Raw genomic sequence first — 18037 nt, 5'->3', positions numbered from 1 at the left:
ATCAAAGCTTTCCTTTTAACGGACGATTCTGCAGATAAAGCTGTAAATCAATGCTGCTGCCCGTCAATATTTCTTGTGAAATGAGTCCTGCTAAAAGCTGGCTGTAGACAGTTCCGTTATCACCATAGCCCAGCAAAAAATAACACTGTGGAAATTCATCGTACTTTCCAATAATGGGAAGTCCATCTTTTGTTCCGCCATAATAACCTGTTAAACCGAATGCCGGCTCTACGTCTATTTCAGGAAAAAGCTTTTGAAATTCCTGTTTCAATTTCTTCATCTTATGATTCAGCTTGCTGTCCCGGTCAAGCGGATCAGTGGTGTTCTCATCAAGTCCGCCAATGATCACCCGGTTATCTGCTGTAGTTCTTAAGTACAAGTAAGGGCGTGCAGTCTCCCAGATCAAAGTCCTGTTATACCAGGCTTTGAGGCTTGCCTCATTAAGGGGTTTTGTAGTCATAGTATATGTACTGACAAAAGAAGCTTGCTTTTCTTTTCGAATATCCATATTTTCATAACCTGCTGAAAAAATAACTGTTTTGGCATAGATGTTATGACCGTTTTTAGTGCGAACAATTGTGTTTTTCAGGCTTTTATCAAAATAGTGGCCGTTCATTTCAGTGTTTTCATATACTGAGACACCTTTTTTTGAAGCGTAGAGAAGCAGCTGATGGGCAAATTTAAAGGGATTGTATTCCGCATCATTATATACGTATATAGCAGCCTCTTTCACAAAAGGATACCTTTTCTGGATGTCTCTTTTTTCTAAGTAATCGAGGGGAAAACCTTGCTCCTTTAGAAAGGAATATTCTGCCTTGAGGCGCGGAACATCCCCTGCACTTGAGGCGAAATAAAGCGTGTCTCTTCTCCTGAACTCGCACTTGTCTCCGCTGACCTCCGCTGATCGTTCTATGTCATCAATGGCCGTTTTTAATAACTGCAAATGCCGCTGAATATATCCTTCACCGAAGGAATGAGTGAGGGATGTGAAGAACTTCTCGCCGGAATATTGAAGAAGTGCAGAGTTTGCACTAGTGCTGCCGGAACCTATCTTTGCTTTCTCAATGACAGCAACAGCCAGTCCTTTATCAGCAAGCTGAAAGGCGCACTGTGCTGCTGATCCCCCGCCGCCTATAATCAGTACATCACAGTGAGTATCTTGCTGAAGTGCTGGATAAGATGGAGCTTCCGGAAATATAGAAGGCCAGTAATAATTGCCAGATTGCAGGTTCATCTTTCTTCTCCCTTATACTGTTATGAGTATTAATATTACCAGGCTTTGCTTTTGGCATTCAGACTACCAAAAAAAATCATAACTTTGGACAGAGTGGGGGGAAACCAAAGCAAAAAAAAGGCAGAATCCCGGATTTATACCCGAATTCTAGCCCTCAAGGCTGTTCTATGAAATTAAAATGCACATGGTAAAGCTGGTTATTCAACTGATAGATCATCTCCTCCTGTAATTAGAATATAAATGATATAGGGTATATTCCTCCTTCTTGTCATCTAGGATTTTTGCTCATAAAAGCAGCTGCAGCTTGGAATCTATGATTAACTTATAGTCCAGCATTACTTAAATAAATGGTAAGTAGATATCTTCTCTTTTCACATATTTCAGGATGTATCAATGACTGCAACTTCCTTGATCCTGCTATCTCCAATGAACTTCACAAAGATTGCATGATATGTATCACACTGAATGTTGAGCTGCTTGTCCCATAATTTGTCCTTAAGCGGCTGCAGGAAGAGTGGTTCACCTTTTGATCGACATGGCGCTCGTTGAACTGAAGTGTTAGTATGTGTCTTTAAATAGGCTTGACGTTCATTTTCTGCACCTGCAGCATGATAAATCTGCGTTACATTTGAAAGAGCGCCAATCATCCCTGAGATAACCTGATGTATGCCTGCCTCTTTCATCATTCTCTCCACATTTCTGCCTGCTGCCATTAAGGCTGCTTTCATATGAGCAGATAATTTCTCAATCATGCCTGAAAGATGATTCCCATTTCCTAATGCTTCTGCCTGGCCGCGCGTGACCCCGATAAATAATGACACTGATAAAATAAATGCTGATAACATAGATAATTTCTCTTTCACTTTTTCATTCCCCATTTCCCTTGTATTGTTTTTTTGTTCTGATTTGATTGTAATACATGCCGTATACGGGATATGTCGAAGTGAAAGAGGGAATGCTAGAAACTTTTAGACAAATAACTATAAATTTAGAATAATTGACTACCCATCTATATGCAGGGTTGAAAGTCTCTTATTTTTCACTCATCGAGAGAGCTGGAGGAAACAGGTCAGAAGTCTCGGCAGCCAGCACACAGTGCAGGGTGCCAACTTTAGAGGAAGGTAAACTTCGCAGAGAAAAAGCAGGTTGATGATGATCGTGTTGCTTATAAAAAATCTTTCTTCATTACTATGAAAAGATCCGTTTTTTATTCAGAAAAGACAATGTCATACCTCTGCAAACGATAAAACCAACTATAAAGCAGGCGTCATTTCTCAAAATTCATGTAACATTGTAAGAATGTTTGTCTGCAATTGAAAGGAAGAAAGCGTAAACGTGAGATTTGTAATTTTATTGAATCAAAATGTTGCAGAGGTAGCAGAGTATGACAAAGCAAAGTTTAGAACTCTAAAGTTTGCTATTATCCAGAAGCTGTTGAAGGGCTTGGTTAATTGAAGAAAAAAAAGAGGAGAAGTGCGCTTCTCCCCTTTGCAGTGCAAGATTACCATTCTTTCGGTTCATAATTCAATTCACGGAAAAGTTGGTTTTTTTCCTTTTTCGTTAAGTCTCTCCATTGCCCGACAGGAAGGTTTCCGAGATGAATGTTCATAATTCTTGTGCGCTGCAAACGGTATACTTCGTAGCCGAGGGCTTCACACATTCTGCGGATCTGCCTGTTTAAACCCTGTGTCAGGATAATCTGGAAATCAAACTTTGACAGCTGTCTGACTTCGCATGGAAGAGTTTTCGTCCCGAGAATCTCAACCCCTTCCGACATTTGCTTGACAAACTCAGGAGAAATTGGTTTATCGACAGAAACAATGTACTCCTTTTCATGCTTGTTTTCTACACGAAGAATTTCATTTACGATGTCTCCGTCATTCGTCAGCAAAATCAATCCATCTGAATCTTTATCAAGGCGACCGATATTAAAAATGCGTAAAGGATGGTTTACCAGGTCAATGATATTTCCCTTTACCTGCTTTTCTGTAGTACTGGTAATGCCGACGGGTTTGTTTAGCGCGATATACACATAATTTCTCGCCATGCGGATGGGATCTCCGCTGACACGCACATCATCGCCCGGCTGCACCTGGCTGCCGATTTTTGCGACTTTCCCGTTGATGGTGACTCTTCCTTCGGTAATTAACTTGTCCGCACCGCGCCTGGAGGCCTTCCCGGATTCGCTGATAAACTTATTGATACGCATGTTGAATAGCACGTCCTTATGTGGATATTTGTACTAATAAGAATAACGCATTTTCCATCAGTAATCAAAAGCAGCACCCTTCAAAGCGCCTCTTTAATGATTCTCTTATAATACAGTGTAGAGAGAACAGCGAAGATAGAGTACAGCCCCGTATAAATCAGCATCACCAGAATCATCGGTGTCCAAAGTTCAGTTCCAAAGAGAAACCAGCCGGATTGAACAGCAAAGTAGCTGTGCAGCAGCCCAAGAATCAGCGGTATTCCAAAGCTGAAGGCTTGCTTGATGATAATGCCCCCGAGCAAATCTCGTTCTGTAAAGCCAAGCTTTCTCAAAATAGTGTAGTTTGGCTTTTCATCTTCTCCTTCACCCATTTGCTTAAAGTAGAGAATACAGCCTGAGGTAATCAGAAAGGTAAGGCCGAGAAAGCCCACTATAAACATAATCAGGCCCATATTTTGCTTTTGAAATTGACTCCCCGCATATTTGCTGTCGTTATATCGTTCTTCGCTGAAAGGCAATGATTGAAAAATATCATCCGCCTTCTGGATGTCTTCCGGGTTTACCAGATTCACTCCAATATAAAACGGCGCTTTTTGAATGTCAGGAACTTGATCCTCTTTCAGCTGTTGAAAAATAGAATCGTCTACTATGGCAACCGGCCCCCCATCTGTAAAATACGAAGAAAGAATGTATTCTCTTCTCAGACCAAGATAGTGCTGCGAAATGACTGTATTCTTGCCCATTAATTCAATATTCCCGCTGTCTGCGATTGATAAAAAACGCTGCATAATATCACTAAAGCCTGTGAAGTAAGTTTCCTCAGGACTTACATCCACACCTTCAACAGAAGAGTCGCTTACCACAGGAATTTCAGTTGATTCAAAGTTTACTGTCATCTCAGTCAAATTTCCACCCATGATATTTGACAGATCTGCTTGAGAGACGACTACTTCAATCCTTTTTTCCTTATATTCAATATCATTGGCTGTCAGGGCTGCCCCATACTTCCTCATTTCTTCCTCGTGAATCAGCGCAAAATCAGCTGCGACAGCCTGCTCAGCCGCTTTTTCAGCGGAATAGTAAGAAATGTAGCTTAAAGAAAGCAATCCAATCGCGAGCGCAGAAAGAGTGGTGATGATTGTCAGAAGAAGGGCGATCGACTTCATTCTGTACATAATCGTTGCCAGGGAGAGGACTTCTCTAATATGCAGGTAACCGGATTTTCTATTGCGCACCATATTCATCAGAAAGCCAACAGACCCTTTGTAAAAGAAATAGGTGCCGATAATAACCGAGCCAAGGATAAACAGCATTGCGGTCAGAAGGGAGGGGAAACTGGTAAATGCACCGTCAAACAGCTTTGATGAAACATAATATCCTGCTGCAATCATAAGGATGCCGAGAACACCTGCAGCTGCTTCCCAAAAAGAAAGCCTTCTGATTTTGTCCTCAGTGGATGAAGTCACTCTAAAGAGTGATAAGATGCTTTGTCTTTTAATAAATAAATAGTTTGTAAAGGTGATCACAAGAAAGATTGTTAAAAATACAAGAACCGTCTGAAACAATGCAGAAGAGGAGAAGTTCAGTTCAGCCCCTGCGTCAACATTTGTAATCTTAAACAAAATCATTAATATTAGCTTGGAAAATGAGAAGCCGACCAGAATGCCGGCAGCCAGTGAACTAAAATAGAGAATGAAATTTTCGATTGCCAACAGCCTAAAAATTTTGTTCTTTGTCATTCCGATCAACTGAAACAGTCCGATTTCCTTGCTGCGTCTCCTGATAAAAAACTGGTTTGCATACAGCAGAAAAATAATAACGATTCCAATAAGCAAAACAGATGCAGCTCCGATTGCAGCTCCGCCATTAACAGACCCTTTTGTCTCATCCAGGGCAGGGTCATACTGCAATGTGACAAATGAAAAATAGAGCGAGACACTAAAGATAAGCGCAAAGATATAAAGATAGTAGTTTTTGGCGTTTTTCTTTAAATTTTTGAGTAGGAGCTGACTAAGCGTCATGCTGAACACCGCCCAGTACACCTTGTGCTTTCATGATGTCTTTAAAAAAAGACTGCCTGGATTCCTGTCCTTTTTGAATTTGGGAGTAAATTTGGCCGTCTTTAATAAAAATAACCCTTCCGCAATAGCTGGCTGCAACAGGATCATGCGTCACCATCACAATGGTTGATTTTCGGTTTTGGTTTAATGAACTGAGCTTGTTCAACAGATCGGAGGCGGATTTCGAATCTAGTGCTCCTGTTGGTTCATCTGCAAAAATGATGCTGGGTTCATGGATAAATGCCCTGGCTGCGGAGGTCCGCTGTTTTTGGCCGCCGGAGATCTCATTTGGGTATTTATGTTGAATATCCCCGATGTTCAGCTCGCCGGCGACAGCTGCAAATTTTTTCTCTGCCTCGTCTTTAGGGATGGATGCAATAGACAACGGCAGGAGAATATTTTCTTTCACAGTAAGCGTATCAAGCAGATTGTAGTCCTGAAAAATAAACCCCAGGTGCTTTTTCCGGAATTGTGCAAGCTGCTTTTCTTTCATGGCCGTAATATTTTCCCCGTTAATAATAATGTCTCCGGAACTCGCTTTATCAATAGAAGACAACACATTCAACAATGTTGTTTTTCCTGAGCCTGAAGCGCCCATTATGCTGACAAATTCACCTTTCTGGACAGAAAGGCTGAGCCCTTTTAATACCGGCTGTTTATTAAACTTGTTTCCATAAGTTTTATGAAGAGATACTGCTTCTAGTATAGCCATAGGTCACACTCCTTTATTGATAACTCTATTGTAGTACCTCCCTTGCGGCTCTTCCTTCGTTTATCCGAACAAAACCAACAAGCATGTGACATGATTGTCACATGCCTGAAATCCGGGTAAATTCATTTTCTGCAGGAAACAGGAGTGTGACAGTCGTTCCTTTTCCCGGATATGACTGTATGGACAGGTTGATTAAAAGCGCATCGGCAGCCTTTTTAGCCAGGTAAAGGCCCATACCCGTTGCGGAATTCTCTCCATGTGATGCGGCCGAAGTGAAGCCCTTTTCAAAGATTCTCGGAAGATCTTTAGGATCAATCCCTCGCCCATAATCTTTTATTTTAAGCACTGTACTGCCGGCTTTTACACTGCTTGTGATTTCAATATCAGATGATCGGCTGTATTTGACAGCATTTGTCAAAATCTGCCGAAGAATAAAACCAAGCCATTTTGCATCCGTAAGTACTTTTTCATCCTTAAGATGCACATTAAAGCCAAGATCTCTTTGAAGACACCATGCTTGCAGATCCTTTATTTCTGTAAATACAGCTGACTTCAAGTCAGTCACTTCTACATATAAATCATTTTCAATAAATTTCAGCCTTTTGCTGTACAGCTGCTGATCAAGCAGCATATGCACTCTCAGCCATTCGTATTTTAACTGAGACTGAGCATGAGTATCTTCCAGCCTGTCCAGAATAAGATGCATAGCTGTTAAGGGAGTTTTCATCTCATGAACCCAGGAGAGAAGTTCGTCTTTTTCCTGCTCCAGCGAATGCAGATTCTGTCTGACAGTTTTCTTTGCATAAAGTGTTTGTTCCTGCAGCTTTTGCTGAAACATCTTTTCAAACGGCCTTTCAGCAGCTTTCATGCCGGCAGGATCAGAGCTTTCATCCCACTCCTGTAGACTTTTATAATAAGCTGTTTCTTTTAGGTATCTGTAAAACAGGAAAAAGAGAAACAACAGGGATTGTAAAAACACAATGTAAAACGCAGAAGAAGGTGCAATAGAGGGATCCAGGTAGGAAATAAATAAAAGCAGACCCATTGAAAGCCCGAACATGATGATCCAGCTGGCTCTTTCCCTGATAAATACTCTTACCATTGTTATTCTACCTCTTCCACAGCGATATAGCCCTGCCCGACCTTTGTTTCAATGAAGCGGCCCAGCTGAATATCATCCAGTTTTTTTCTCAGCCGGTTAACATTGACTGTTAAGGTATTATCACTGACAAATCTTTCATCATTCCAAAGATTTTTAATCAGTTCTTCACGAGTAACAATTGTGTTTTTTTTATTAATTAAACACTTTAAGATAAACATTTCATTTTTAGTGAGCTCTATTGTTCCATGCTGATTTGTCACTAGATTTTTTTCGTTTTTCACAACGGCTCCGCACCATGATTTAACTTCTGTTATACTGCTGTTGTAATTGTATACCCGTCGAAGGATTGCCTGAATTTTTGCTATGAGGACATCAAAGTGAAAGGGTTTTTGAATAAAATCATCACCGCCAAGCTGCATAGACATGACCATATCAGTTGGATGATCCCGGCTGGATAAAAACAAAATAGGAACATTTGAATGAGAGCGGATCAGCCTGCACCAATGAAATCCATCGTACTTGGGAAGTTGTATATCTATGATGACAAGATCTGGCTGATAGGCCGTAAACTCTGTAAGGACAGAACCGAAATCCTTTATCCCTTCAACTTCAAGTGACCATTGAGTTAAGCGGGTTTCAATTTCGCTGAACAAGCTGAAATCATCTTCAATTAGCAGAACCTTAAACACATACATCACCCTTGCTTCAAGTTTTCTTTTTCCAGCAGCTGCTGGTACTTTAAGTTTAGTTTATAGAAAAACAGCTCCATCTGCACGTGCTAGATTTGAACAGAATAGATAGCGATTGATATTAATATTCCCCATGAGAACTGCTCCCAATTTAAAATTGTTCCACGTGAAACCTTTGAAGAAGGTTTCCATTTGAAAAAATGAGTGACAAGTCATTTATATTCTAGCTTATCAATCATATTAGGAGGGGATAGAGGTAATAAAAGCATTGCTTTTGCGAGAGTAAGGAGAATGGAAAGAGATGAGAGTCGAGGAGAGCGAGGCTCCCAGAGCTGGTCATGGAGAAACCGTGGTTAAAGTGCATGCGTCGGAATTGAACCTGTTGACTATAAAACCGCATCCAAATGAAATCACAGCTGTGATTATCCGCATATTTTAGGGCTGGATGTTGCCGATTGGAGAAAGTGTTACTCACTGGAAATAAGGGGACAGAGTTGTTTTTTTCGAGGATCCCCCACGTCATTTCCATATCGGAATACATGCTGAACTGTGGATGTGGTAATCTAAGATATTATCTTTATAGTCAATTTCTTATGTAATAAAATTGAGCTGTTCATTCTGGACTGTTGTAATCGCACAGGGTTTAGGCATTTAATAATTACAATTTACCCGGCATACTTAAACAAGAGATCATGGAAAGGCAGTGTGTTCGTTTAAAGAGCTGAGCATGAAAATAGAAATATATAGATTACTATAATAACGACCGAATACAGCCAAAATTGGCGGGCTTGAGTCCGAATCAATATCGTCTCCAAACCAGCCAATTAGGTGGGGGAGAGTTCAGTATCTGTCCTCGCGTCCCAGCCTCAATGAGTGATTTTAATACGCCAGTTTCCGGTATTGGCTTTTCTAGGTCCATATGTTTGACTACACTAATATTCTAAAAAGTTGCTCATATACTCATTATTCAAAAGTTATAGGAGGGCTTTAATATGATTAAACTATTTTTTAAAGACGATGAGAAAGCAAATAAATCTAGTATGAATATAGCTTTTCAAAGTGTATTCGTTTTTTGGGGAATCACTTTATTTATAAATGGACTTTTTGAGATAATACAAAAAAAACCCTTAATAAATAGTTCTTTTTAAATATATTACTTGTTGGATTAGCAATTTTCTTTATATCAGAACAAATAGGTAATTATATAACCAAAAAACGTAAAAAGTAATAGAAAGCTTCCGATAGAGACAATGAATACAGTTCTTATTCATGCAGGAGCAGGTGGAGTAGGAGGGTTTGCAATTCAGCTTGCAAAGGAAGCAGGGAAAATAGTCTTAGCTTTCCCCCATAATCATAGCTATATAAAAAGCTTTGGATCTGTTTTTTGATATACAATATAAGGATGTACTTTCGAGAATCATGGATATCACAGAAGGCAGAGGGAAAGATGCTGCTATTGATACAGTGAGCCGACAAAATGCAACATAACCGGCTGCATCTAACAGGGAAAATAGTTGCAAAAATAGAGTGAATCCATTGTTTAAATAGTAGAATTTAACCTTTTTTAAAAAGAACACACCAAAAATTTGCAAATAATCTTTAAGCCTGTTATGATAAAGAAGAATTATTTTTGTTCGGTGTAAAAGGTAAGTTTAAGTATAGACTTTCGTCTTGATGATCACTTTGGGCAAGGATAGTAATAAATGTGCAAATGCACTAGGAGGCAACAAAAATGGAACAAGGTACAGTAAAATGGTTTAACGCAGAAAAAGGTTTTGGTTTCATCGAGCGTGAAGGTGGAGACGACGTATTCGTACATTTCTCTGCAATCCAAAGTGAAGGTTTCAAATCTCTTGACGAAGGTCAAAAAGTTTCTTTTGACGTAGAGCAAGGTGCTCGTGGACCTCAAGCTGCAAACGTTCAAAAAATCTAATTTTACAAAAACAGATCCTGCGGGGTCTGTTTTTTTTTTTTTTTTGCATTTTTTCTTTATAGTAAAAATTGTGTACAATAAGAACAACAAAGTACAGGAAAAGGTGTTATTGAATGAAAAAGCATATTGTGGTGGGAGCGGGAATTGCAGGCGCCTCGGCAGCCTATCATTTAGCAAGATTCGGTGAGCATGTGACTGTTGTCGATCGTGCAGATTCCGGCCAGGCAACAGATGCAGCAGCGGGGATTATTTGTCCATGGATTTCGCAAAGGAGAAACAAGGCGTGGTATGCACTGGCAAAGGCTGGAGCGGCTTACTATCAGACACTGATCCGAATGCTTAAGGAAGATGGAGAAACAGAAACAGGCTACAGCCGAAGGGGTGCCATCAGCCTTCATACTGACGAAGAAAAGCTGAAGGCCATGAAGGAGCGTGCCTTAAAAAGGAGAGAGGACGCGCCTGAAATTGGAGAAGTTTATCTGCTTTCTCAGGAAGATACAAAAAAGCTCTTTCCCCTTGTTTCCGAAGAGTTTCAATCTCTGTATGTATCAGGAGCAGCTAGAGTAAACGGCAGGGCACTGCGTGATGCACTCATGAGTGCAGCCCGCAGGTACGGGGCAGAAGTGAAGAAAGGGTCAGCTCTACTGCTGCATCAAGAGAAAAGGGTGAACGGAGTAAGCATAGATGGCTCGATTTATCCTGCTGACTCTGTGATCGTAACAGCTGGAGCCTGGGCTGATCAATTGCTTCTTCCGCTGGGCTTAAGGCTGCAGCTCAGTGCGCAAAAAGCGCAGATTCTTCATCTGCAGCTGCCTGACAATCCAGAAACCGGCTGTTGGCCCGTCGTCATTCCTCCCAATAATCAGTATATGGTGCCATTTCAAGACGGAAAGATGATTATTGGGGCAACACATGAAGATCATAAAGCTTTTGATCAGCGGGTAACTGCAGGTGGAATATATGAAATACTCCATAAGGGACTTGCGGCAGCACCCGGCCTGGCTGAAGCAGAAATGATAGAGGCTCGTGTCGGATACCGCCCTCATACTCCTGGATTTCTGCCGATTATTGGAGAAGTGCCGGGATATAAAGGCATATTAATTGCCAATGGACTGGGGGCCTCAGGCTTAACGGCGGGACCTTTCTTGGGAGCTCAGCTTGCAAGCCTGGCAAGGGGAGTGAGTGTTGATTTTGATCTTTCCCCGTATTCACCACAAGGTGCATTTACTGAAGATGTTAAAGCAGAGAACAGCTAAACCATGTCCCCGCCTGAGTGGCGGTTTTTTATTTTCCTTCTATCTTGAAACAATGCTGAAATGGGTATATCAGTAAAAAGGCATTTGAAGATACGGAGGAAACGGGATGAAATGGAAGGGAAGGCGTTCAAGTAACAATGTTGAGGATCGGAGAGGGGCAGGCCCTGCAGTAGTAGCAGGCGGCGGATTGGGAGGCATTGTCATTTTGCTGATTGTGATGCTCCTCGGCGGAGATCCCGGCCAGCTGATGACGGAAATGGCTCAAACGGGTACGCAGAGCAGTACATACAGCGGTTCAGAGCATGATCCGGAGTTAGCTGAGTTTGTCTCCGTGGTGCTAGCTGATACTGAAGAAGTATGGACAAAGATTTTCCGGGAGCAGGGTATGACCTATAGAGAGCCGATTTTGGTCTTGTACTCAGGCAGTGTTCAATCAGCATGCGGATCAGCTGGGTCTTCAGTCGGCCCATTTTATTGTCCGGGAGATCAGAAACTTTACATTGATTTAAGCTTTTATGATGAATTGCAGCGTAAATATCAGGCACCAGGCGATTTTGCAATGGCTTATGTGATTGCTCATGAGGTGGGGCATCATGTTCAGACCCTTCTTGGCACAACAGAAAAAGTTATGCCGCTTCGCAGGGAGCTGAGTGAGGAGGAGTTTAACAAATATCTTGTGAGATTTGAACTTCAAGCTGACTATCTGGCTGGAGTATGGGCCCATCATGCTCAGGGTATGGATCTGCTGGAAGAGGGTGATCTGGAGGAAGCGCTGGCGGCTGCAAGTGCAGTGGGAGACGACACGCTTCAAGAAAGAGCCAGAGGCTATTCTGTACCGGAAAGCTTTACACACGGAACCTCTGAGCAGAGAAAACGGTGGTTTTATAAGGGGTTTCAAACGGGTAATTTAAAAGAAGGCGACACCTTTAAAGCAAAACAATTGTAGTGTAGCACCTTTTTATTCGGCTGAATAACGAAAGGAGAGGAACGCTGTGCAAGACAATGTAAGGTCATTTAAACTGCGAGATGATGGGGACATTCCAAACAATCAAACTTATCCGGTTTTGGTGTACCATGGAATATTCCATAATAACCCTAATGAAATTGAAGGGACGTTTAACAGGCATGGCTGGCAGGGAAGCTGGAGCGGTGATGTTCATGATTATCATCACTATCACAGCAATACGCACGAAGTTCTTGGAGTCCGGTCAGGGAATGGAGTCATTCAGGTTGGCGGAGATGCTGGAGAAAGGCTGACACTGAACGAAGGGGATGTGATTGTCCTTCCTGCAGGAACAGGCCATATGAAGATTGAAAGCAGCGAGGATTTTGAAGTCGTAGGCGCATACCCTGATGGAGCGACTTATAATATGAGAAGAAAAGATCCAGGCCTCCGTGCACAATCTCTCGCTGAGATCCGTGATGTACCGATGCCGGCAACCGATCCGGTTTATGGGAATGAGGGACCGCTGCTCCGAAAGTGGCAGAATCAGGATCAGCGATAATACGGTTAAAAAGAACCTCCAGGGGTTCTTTTTTTCTGGAATTGCCAAGTATAAACATAGGAGTTTCTGCTTATCCATGTTAGAATGAATTCGATTATTATGACCGGAGGAATATATGCGGATTTTTAGAATACTGAATAACAACGCTGTTGTCGTCATAGATGGACCGCAAGAGAAAATTGTCATGGGAAATGGAATTGCTTTTCAAAAAAGGAGAAATGATATCATACCCAAAGACCGTATTGAAAAAATCTTTGTCCTTCATGAAGGAGCATCAGAAAAATTTCAGCAGCTTCTTAGCACGCTTCCCGAAAAGCATATTGAACTTGCTGAAAAAATCATCAGCTTTGCGGAAGTTCATTTGAATGCCCCGTTGAATGACCATATACATATTGCGCTGACTGATCATTTGTCTTTTGCGCTGGAGAGGCTTGATCAGGGAGTCACCATCCACAACAAACTGCTGAATGAAATCAGGACATTGTATAAAAAGGAATATGAAGTGGGCCAGTGGGCAAAGGAAGAAATAAAAAAAGAACTGGGAATTGAAATTCCTGATGATGAGGCTGCACACATCGCTTTGCATATACATACAGCCAAAATGGATGCGCCGTCCATGCAGGCATCATTAAAACAGGCCACTATTCTTCGGGACTTTATTGAAGAGCTCGAGAAAAAGGCGGGAATTAAGATTGAGGATAACAGCATCAATTATCAAAGACTGGTGACTCATCTGCGCTTTGCTTTAAATCGTATTGGGGAAGGTGAGGATTTCTCCCCGATCGATGATGATATGCTGAGCTTGATTGAAACCAAATATGAAAAAGCGTACAAATATTCCAGTGAATTAACGGAATTTCTCAAGGTCGAATACAGCATTGCATTTCCGGCATCCGAAATTGCTTATATCGCCCTCCACATTCAGCGTTTACTGAAGGAGTAAATTTCCAGATAATAAATTGATACAAAGATGTTGACGTTTACATTCTAACGTCGTATGATAATAAAACTAAAGTGAATCAGGCAGGATTGTTACTGTTTTATAACAGGCAAGACCTAAAATGTTGGTGAGGATGGAGCCCTCTTGTTTTTTTGTGCTTCCATCTACAAAGCCAGCTATTTTAGGTCTTTTTTGCGTTCATTTTAGAAGATCATGGCAGGCGGAAGTTGGGGCCTTTGCCAAAAAAGGAGGAAACACTCATGAATTACCTTGAAGTATCAGAACAGCTTGTAAAGCTTCTTGGCGGAAAAGAAAACGTGATCAGTGCAGCTCACTGTGCAACTAGGCTTCGGCTTGTTATAGATGACGAGAGCAAAATTGAAAAAGAGCAGATTGAAAACCTGGAAGGCGTAAAAGGTGCATTCAGCAGCTCGGGACAGTTTCAGATTATTTTTGGAACAGGTACTGTTAATAAAGTATACGAACATTTTGGCCCTATGGTGGGAGCATCGATGTCAGATGAATCTGGGTCCGCACCTTCACACAATGATGCTGCAAGAGGCAAAATGAACCCGCTTGCAAGATTTGCAAGAAGCTTATCAAATATTTTTGTCCCAATTATTCCTGCGATTGTAGCTGCGGGTATGCTGATGGGTCTGCTGGGACTCATGAATACCTACAACTGGGTAGATCCTGAGGGCGGATTGTTTACCCTGCTTGATATGTTTTCTTCAGCATCCTTCATCATTCTCCCTATTCTTATAGGATTCAGTGCTGCAAAAGAATTTGGCGGAAACTCGTACCTGGGAGCGGTGATTGGAGGAATCATGACGCATCCTGCGCTCCTGAATCCTTGGGGCCTTTCAGGTGCAGAGCCTGAAACTCTGGATTTCTTTGGTTTTGGAGTTGAAATGCTTGGATATCAAGGAACTGTTATTCCAGTCTTGCTGACAGTGTATGTGATGTCCAAGCTTGAGAAAATGTTCAGAAAGATTGTACCGAATGTGGTAGATCTTCTTCTGACTCCGTTCTTAACGATTATTTCAACAGGCTTTTTTGCATTGTTAATCATTGGTCCGCTTGGGCGTATTTTAGGAAACGGTATTACTACCGCTCTTGATGTGGTGTACAATACTGCGGGTCCGCTTGCAGGTCTGATTTTTGGCGGCTTATATTCTACGATTGTCCTAACAGGTGTTCACCACAGCTTCCATGCGATTGAAGCAGAGCTTCTCGTAAATATTGGCGGAAATTACCTTCTCCCAATCTGGGCGATGGCCAACGTGGCTCAAGGGGGAGCAACATTGGCAGTATTTTTCAGAACAAAAAACAGCAAAACAAAAGAAATTGCATTCCCTGCTGCGTTCTCTGCATTCCTGGGGATTACAGAGCCGGCTATCTTTGGGGTAAATCTTAAATACCGCCGTCCATTCATTGGAGCTGCAATCGGCGGAGCACTTGGCGGAGCTTATGTTGTGTTTGCTCAGGTTATGGCAAATGGAATCGGTCTGACAGGAATTCCATTATTCGCAATTGCCAATAATCCGCTTCATTATGGTATTGGCTTTCTGATTGCACTCTCAGCTGCTTTTATTGCAACGCTGGCACTTGGCTGGAAAGAAGAAAAGTAAAGATATTTGGCTCTGCCAGTCTTGGGCTGGCGGAGCTTTTCCCTTTTCACGAGTAGTTATAAGGGAATGCAGCTGCTGTCAGCGAAAGTGAGCTTTCAATTTGCTGTTAGGAGCTGTATAGTTTTTGATATAAACAGGACTGGAGGAGAAGATATTGAAAAAAGGTGTCATTTCTTTGGGAGAAGCATTAATAGACTTTATCCCTTTAGATGAGGAGAATACCTCATACCAAAAAAGTCCCGGCGGTGCTCCCGCCAATGTAGCGGTGGGGCTGGCCCGGCTTGGAACACAGTCTTCTTTTATCGGCAAGGTAGGAAAGGATGTGCTGGGCACATTTTTGAAGAAGACTCTGACTGAATATGGTGTTGATACTGACCAGATGTTTTTGGCAGAAGACATTCGTACAGGAGTGGTTTTTGTTACAAATGGCGCCGAAGGAGAAAGAAGCTTTGATTTTTATATAGATCCCAGTGCAGACCGCTTTCTGCACAGTGATGAAATTAATGAAAAACGCCTGTCACAGCATAAAATATTGCATATTGGATCAATTTCTATGATCTCCAGCCCGGCAAAAGAGGCTACGCAAAGGGCGGTTGAGCTGGCTAAAAAGAACGGAATGCTCATCTCCTATGACCCTAATCTCCGGTTGGGTCTGTGGGACAGTAAAGAAACTGCCAAGAAAACAATCCTGTCGATGATGAGTGCTGCTGACTTCCTGAAAATCTCTGAAGAAGAGCTGGAATTTCTTACAGGAGAAAGTGATATTGAAAGCGGCGTGAACATACTTCGCAGCTATAACATTCCATTGATTGTTGTTACTCTGGGAGCAAAAGGCAGCTATGTGTACACTTCAGCAGGAAGCAGGCATGTTCCTGCAATGAAGGTGGATGCGGTCGATACGACTGGGGCAGGCGATGCGTTTGTTTCAGGTATGCTCTACTCTCTGGACAAGCATGAGGGGCCTATCGGAGAGCTTGATACTGCTCAAGCAGCTGAGATGGCTGCCTTTGCAGCGGTTTCCGGAGCGCTTGCAGCCTCTACAAAAGGGGCCATGACTGCATTGCCGACGCTTGAAGAAGTGCAGGAAAGACTTCGGGAAAAAGGGGAATAGCCATGTCTAAAGACCAACAGCTCAGAATGCAGGCCAAACAAGAAGAAGAAAAGAATAAGAGTATTGTGGAGCAGGATCCTTACCGGCTGCAGTATCACATTATGCCCCCGGTCGGGCTCCTCAATGATCCCAACGGTTTTATCGAATGGGGCGGCAAGTATCATTTATTTTACCAATGGATGCCGTTTAAAACAGATCATGGAGCAAAGTTCTGGGGCCACTACTCATCAGTGGATCTTGTGAACTGGACGCACGAAGAGATCGCGCTGACACCGTCAGAAGAATATGAAAAGAACGGCTGCTATTCCGGAAGTGCCATTGAGCATGAAGGAAATCTATTTGCTTTTTATACAGGCAATGTGAAAGATGATCAGGGAAATCGTGAGACATATCAGTGTCTGGCTGTATCAGAAGACGGTATTCACTTTGAGAAAAGGGGTCCCGTCGTGAAGCTGCCGGATGGCTATACCCCTCACTTTAGAGATCCTAAGGTGTGGAAGGACGGAGATAAATATCTTATGGTGGTCGGCGCCCAGACAGAAGACTTAAAAGGTGCTGTTGCCCTGCTGGAATCGGACAACCTGCTGGAATGGAACCATAAAGGCATACTGGCAGGAGGCGGAAGTGGAAAACTGAGTGACTTCGGGTACATGTTTGAATGTCCTGACCTGTTCAGCCTTGACGGCAGCGATGTGCTTGTTTTCTCTCCGCAAGGCCTGGAGCCGCAGGGAATACACTATCAAAATGTGTATCAGGCCGGCTATGTAACCGGAACCTTCCACAGTGAATCCGGAACTTACGATCATGGTGATTTTGAAGAGCTTGACCGGGGCTTTGATTTTTATGCGCCGCAAACAACCTTGGACTCCAAGGGGAGACGGCTGATGTTTGCCTGGATGAGTGTTCCAGATCAGGATGAACAGGAGCACCCGACTATCAAGCACAAATGGCTTCATAATATGACCATTCCCCGGGAGTTAAAGATGATTGATTCTAAGGTGTATCAGCTGCCTGTTGAGGAGCTTAAGCTTCTTCGGACTGGGGATGCGTCTGTACAGCAGGTCAAGCTGACTGAAAAAGATGTGAAAATTTCAGGGGTTTCAGGAAAGTCTGTTGAATTGCTGCTGGAAAATGTGGAGACTGAAGGATGGTTTGACATTTGTTTTGGGGGAGCTGCGCGGCTCGTATACTCTCCTGAACAAAAGCTGCTCACACTGGAGAGGGAAAGCTATGTGAGCGGGATAACAGAAAACCGCCAGTGTAAAGTGGACAACCTATCTTCCCTCCATGTGTATCTTGATACATCATCTGTAGAGATTTTTGTAAACGGAGGAGAACATACCTTTACGGCGCGATTTTATCCTCATCCCGATAATGACACCATCTATTTCGGTGCAGAAACGTCAGCGGAGTTTCGTTTGTTAAAATGGAATCTGGCTTAAAAGGGGCGGCATGTACCACAGCGGCGGTCTTCCGGAAAGCGAAGCGGTTGAAATGAAAATACAACCCGATTATTAAGTCAAACTATACTGAAAAACCTTTAACAAGCTCATTTTTCATTGAGTTTGTTTTCCAAATTGAGACAGCCTGTGCTGTCTCTTTTTACGGAGAAAATCTGCAGCAGCAATGCTTCACGACTTAAGACGAGTTTAATA

General features: G+C 42.5%; 17 protein-coding genes. 10 read left to right on the top strand and 7 right to left on the bottom strand.

Annotation, left to right across the window (positions count from 1 at the left end):
• Window position 1: 1 nt before the first annotated feature.
• The 7 genes from GJU40_RS03465 to GJU40_RS03435 form a co-directional block, all read right to left on the bottom strand.
• Window positions 2–1234 (bottom strand): NAD(P)/FAD-dependent oxidoreductase, encoded by a 1233-nt coding sequence (locus GJU40_RS03465; RefSeq protein ID WP_154306352.1) that lies wholly within the window; start codon window positions 1232–1234, stop codon window positions 2–4.
• A 380-nt stretch (window positions 1235–1614) separates the two neighbouring features.
• Window positions 1615–2097, bottom strand: coding sequence for a hypothetical protein (locus GJU40_RS03460; protein ID WP_170289312.1), 483 nt, complete (start codon window positions 2095–2097; stop codon window positions 1615–1617).
• A gap of 638 nt (window positions 2098–2735) precedes the next feature.
• Window positions 2736–3443, bottom strand: coding sequence for a 23S rRNA pseudouridine(2604) synthase RluF (rluF, locus tag GJU40_RS03455; RefSeq protein WP_154306350.1), 708 nt, complete (start codon window positions 3441–3443; stop codon window positions 2736–2738).
• 80 nt (window positions 3444–3523) lie between these two features.
• A complete protein-coding gene (locus GJU40_RS03450; RefSeq protein ID WP_154306349.1) occupies window positions 3524–5464 on the bottom strand; it encodes an ABC transporter permease in 1941 nt (646 codons plus the stop codon).
• Window positions 5454–6215, bottom strand: a complete 762-nt coding sequence (locus tag GJU40_RS03445) for an ABC transporter ATP-binding protein (RefSeq protein ID WP_154306348.1) — start codon at window positions 6213–6215, stop codon at window positions 5454–5456. Before GJU40_RS03445 ends, GJU40_RS03450 begins: the two co-directional genes overlap by 11 nt.
• Before the next feature lie 97 nt (window positions 6216–6312).
• A complete protein-coding gene (locus GJU40_RS03440; RefSeq protein ID WP_154306347.1) occupies window positions 6313–7317 on the bottom strand; it encodes a sensor histidine kinase in 1005 nt (334 codons plus the stop codon).
• A gap of 2 nt (window positions 7318–7319) precedes the next feature.
• Entirely contained in the window at window positions 7320–8006 is a 687-nt protein-coding gene (locus GJU40_RS03435; protein WP_343031370.1) for a winged helix-turn-helix domain-containing protein, read from the bottom strand.
• A 743-nt stretch (window positions 8007–8749) separates the two neighbouring features.
• On the opposite strand from GJU40_RS03435, the gene GJU40_RS21470 reads away from it, so the two are divergent.
• The 10 genes from GJU40_RS21470 (at window position 8750) to GJU40_RS03380 (ending at window position 17824) form a co-directional block, all read left to right on the top strand.
• Window positions 8750–8950, top strand: a complete 201-nt coding sequence (locus GJU40_RS21470) for an IS3 family transposase (protein ID WP_425481191.1) — start codon at window positions 8750–8752, stop codon at window positions 8948–8950.
• A 48-nt stretch (window positions 8951–8998) separates the two neighbouring features.
• On the top strand, window positions 8999–9154 hold the full coding sequence (locus GJU40_RS03425; RefSeq protein WP_154306345.1) for a hypothetical protein: 156 nt from the start codon (window positions 8999–9001) through the stop codon (window positions 9152–9154).
• 584 nt (window positions 9155–9738) lie between these two features.
• A complete protein-coding gene (cspC, locus tag GJU40_RS03415; protein ID WP_154306343.1) occupies window positions 9739–9939 on the top strand; it encodes a cold shock protein CspC in 201 nt (66 codons plus the stop codon).
• A gap of 113 nt (window positions 9940–10052) precedes the next feature.
• On the top strand, window positions 10053–11195 hold the full coding sequence (locus GJU40_RS03410) for an NAD(P)/FAD-dependent oxidoreductase (protein ID WP_154306342.1): 1143 nt from the start codon (window positions 10053–10055) through the stop codon (window positions 11193–11195).
• Window positions 11196–11301: 106 nt separating this feature from the next.
• Complete coding sequence (gene ypfJ / locus GJU40_RS03405) at window positions 11302–12141, top strand: KPN_02809 family neutral zinc metallopeptidase (RefSeq protein ID WP_154306341.1); 840 nt, start codon at window positions 11302–11304, stop codon at window positions 12139–12141.
• A 46-nt stretch (window positions 12142–12187) separates the two neighbouring features.
• The gene (locus GJU40_RS03400) at window positions 12188–12700 is read left to right on the top strand and encodes a cupin domain-containing protein (protein ID WP_343031369.1); all 513 of its coding nucleotides are present in this window, start codon (window positions 12188–12190) and stop codon (window positions 12698–12700) included.
• Window positions 12701–12815: 115 nt separating this feature from the next.
• Window positions 12816–13643 (top strand): PRD domain-containing protein, encoded by an 828-nt coding sequence (locus tag GJU40_RS03395; protein ID WP_154306340.1) that lies wholly within the window; start codon window positions 12816–12818, stop codon window positions 13641–13643.
• A gap of 257 nt (window positions 13644–13900) precedes the next feature.
• Complete coding sequence (locus GJU40_RS03390) at window positions 13901–15271, top strand: sucrose-specific PTS transporter subunit IIBC (RefSeq protein ID WP_154306339.1); 1371 nt, start codon at window positions 13901–13903, stop codon at window positions 15269–15271.
• 154 nt (window positions 15272–15425) lie between these two features.
• Window positions 15426–16382 (top strand): aminoimidazole riboside kinase, encoded by a 957-nt coding sequence (locus tag GJU40_RS03385; protein WP_154306338.1) that lies wholly within the window; start codon window positions 15426–15428, stop codon window positions 16380–16382.
• 2 nt (window positions 16383–16384) lie between these two features.
• Window positions 16385–17824: a glycoside hydrolase family 32 protein gene (locus GJU40_RS03380; protein ID WP_154306337.1), complete on the top strand. Its 1440-nt coding sequence runs from the start codon at window positions 16385–16387 to the stop codon at window positions 17822–17824.
• Window positions 17825–18037 lie beyond the last annotated feature (213 nt).

Source organism: Metabacillus lacus (genome assembly GCF_009674805.1).
GTDB classification, from domain to species: Bacteria; Bacillota; Bacilli; order Bacillales; family Bacillaceae; genus Metabacillus_C; species Metabacillus_C lacus.
Note: the sequence above shows the minus strand (reverse complement) of the source record. Positions and strands in the feature narration are given on the sequence as shown.

What these genes read in the sequence shown, in the direction of transcription:
- GJU40_RS03465 (WP_154306352.1), bottom strand. Translation starts at nt 1,234, where the DNA reads ATGAACCTGCAATCTGGCAATTATTACTGGCCTTCTATATTTCCGGAA.
- rluF (WP_154306350.1), bottom strand. Translation starts at nt 3,443, where the DNA reads ATGCGTATCAATAAGTTTATCAGCGAATCCGGGAAGGCCTCCAGGCGC.
- GJU40_RS03450 (WP_154306349.1), bottom strand. Translation starts at nt 5,464, where the DNA reads ATGACGCTTAGTCAGCTCCTACTCAAAAATTTAAAGAAAAACGCCAAA.
- GJU40_RS03445 (WP_154306348.1), bottom strand. Translation starts at nt 6,215, where the DNA reads ATGGCTATACTAGAAGCAGTATCTCTTCATAAAACTTATGGAAACAAG.
- GJU40_RS03440 (WP_154306347.1), bottom strand. Translation starts at nt 7,317, where the DNA reads ATGGTAAGAGTATTTATCAGGGAAAGAGCCAGCTGGATCATCATGTTC.
- GJU40_RS03425 (WP_154306345.1), top strand. Translation starts at nt 8,999, where the DNA reads ATGATTAAACTATTTTTTAAAGACGATGAGAAAGCAAATAAATCTAGT.
- cspC (WP_154306343.1), top strand. Translation starts at nt 9,739, where the DNA reads ATGGAACAAGGTACAGTAAAATGGTTTAACGCAGAAAAAGGTTTTGGT.
- GJU40_RS03410 (WP_154306342.1), top strand. Translation starts at nt 10,053, where the DNA reads ATGAAAAAGCATATTGTGGTGGGAGCGGGAATTGCAGGCGCCTCGGCA.
- ypfJ (WP_154306341.1), top strand. Translation starts at nt 11,302, where the DNA reads ATGAAATGGAAGGGAAGGCGTTCAAGTAACAATGTTGAGGATCGGAGA.
- GJU40_RS03395 (WP_154306340.1), top strand. Translation starts at nt 12,816, where the DNA reads ATGCGGATTTTTAGAATACTGAATAACAACGCTGTTGTCGTCATAGAT.
- GJU40_RS03390 (WP_154306339.1), top strand. Translation starts at nt 13,901, where the DNA reads ATGAATTACCTTGAAGTATCAGAACAGCTTGTAAAGCTTCTTGGCGGA.
- GJU40_RS03380 (WP_154306337.1), top strand. Translation starts at nt 16,385, where the DNA reads ATGTCTAAAGACCAACAGCTCAGAATGCAGGCCAAACAAGAAGAAGAA.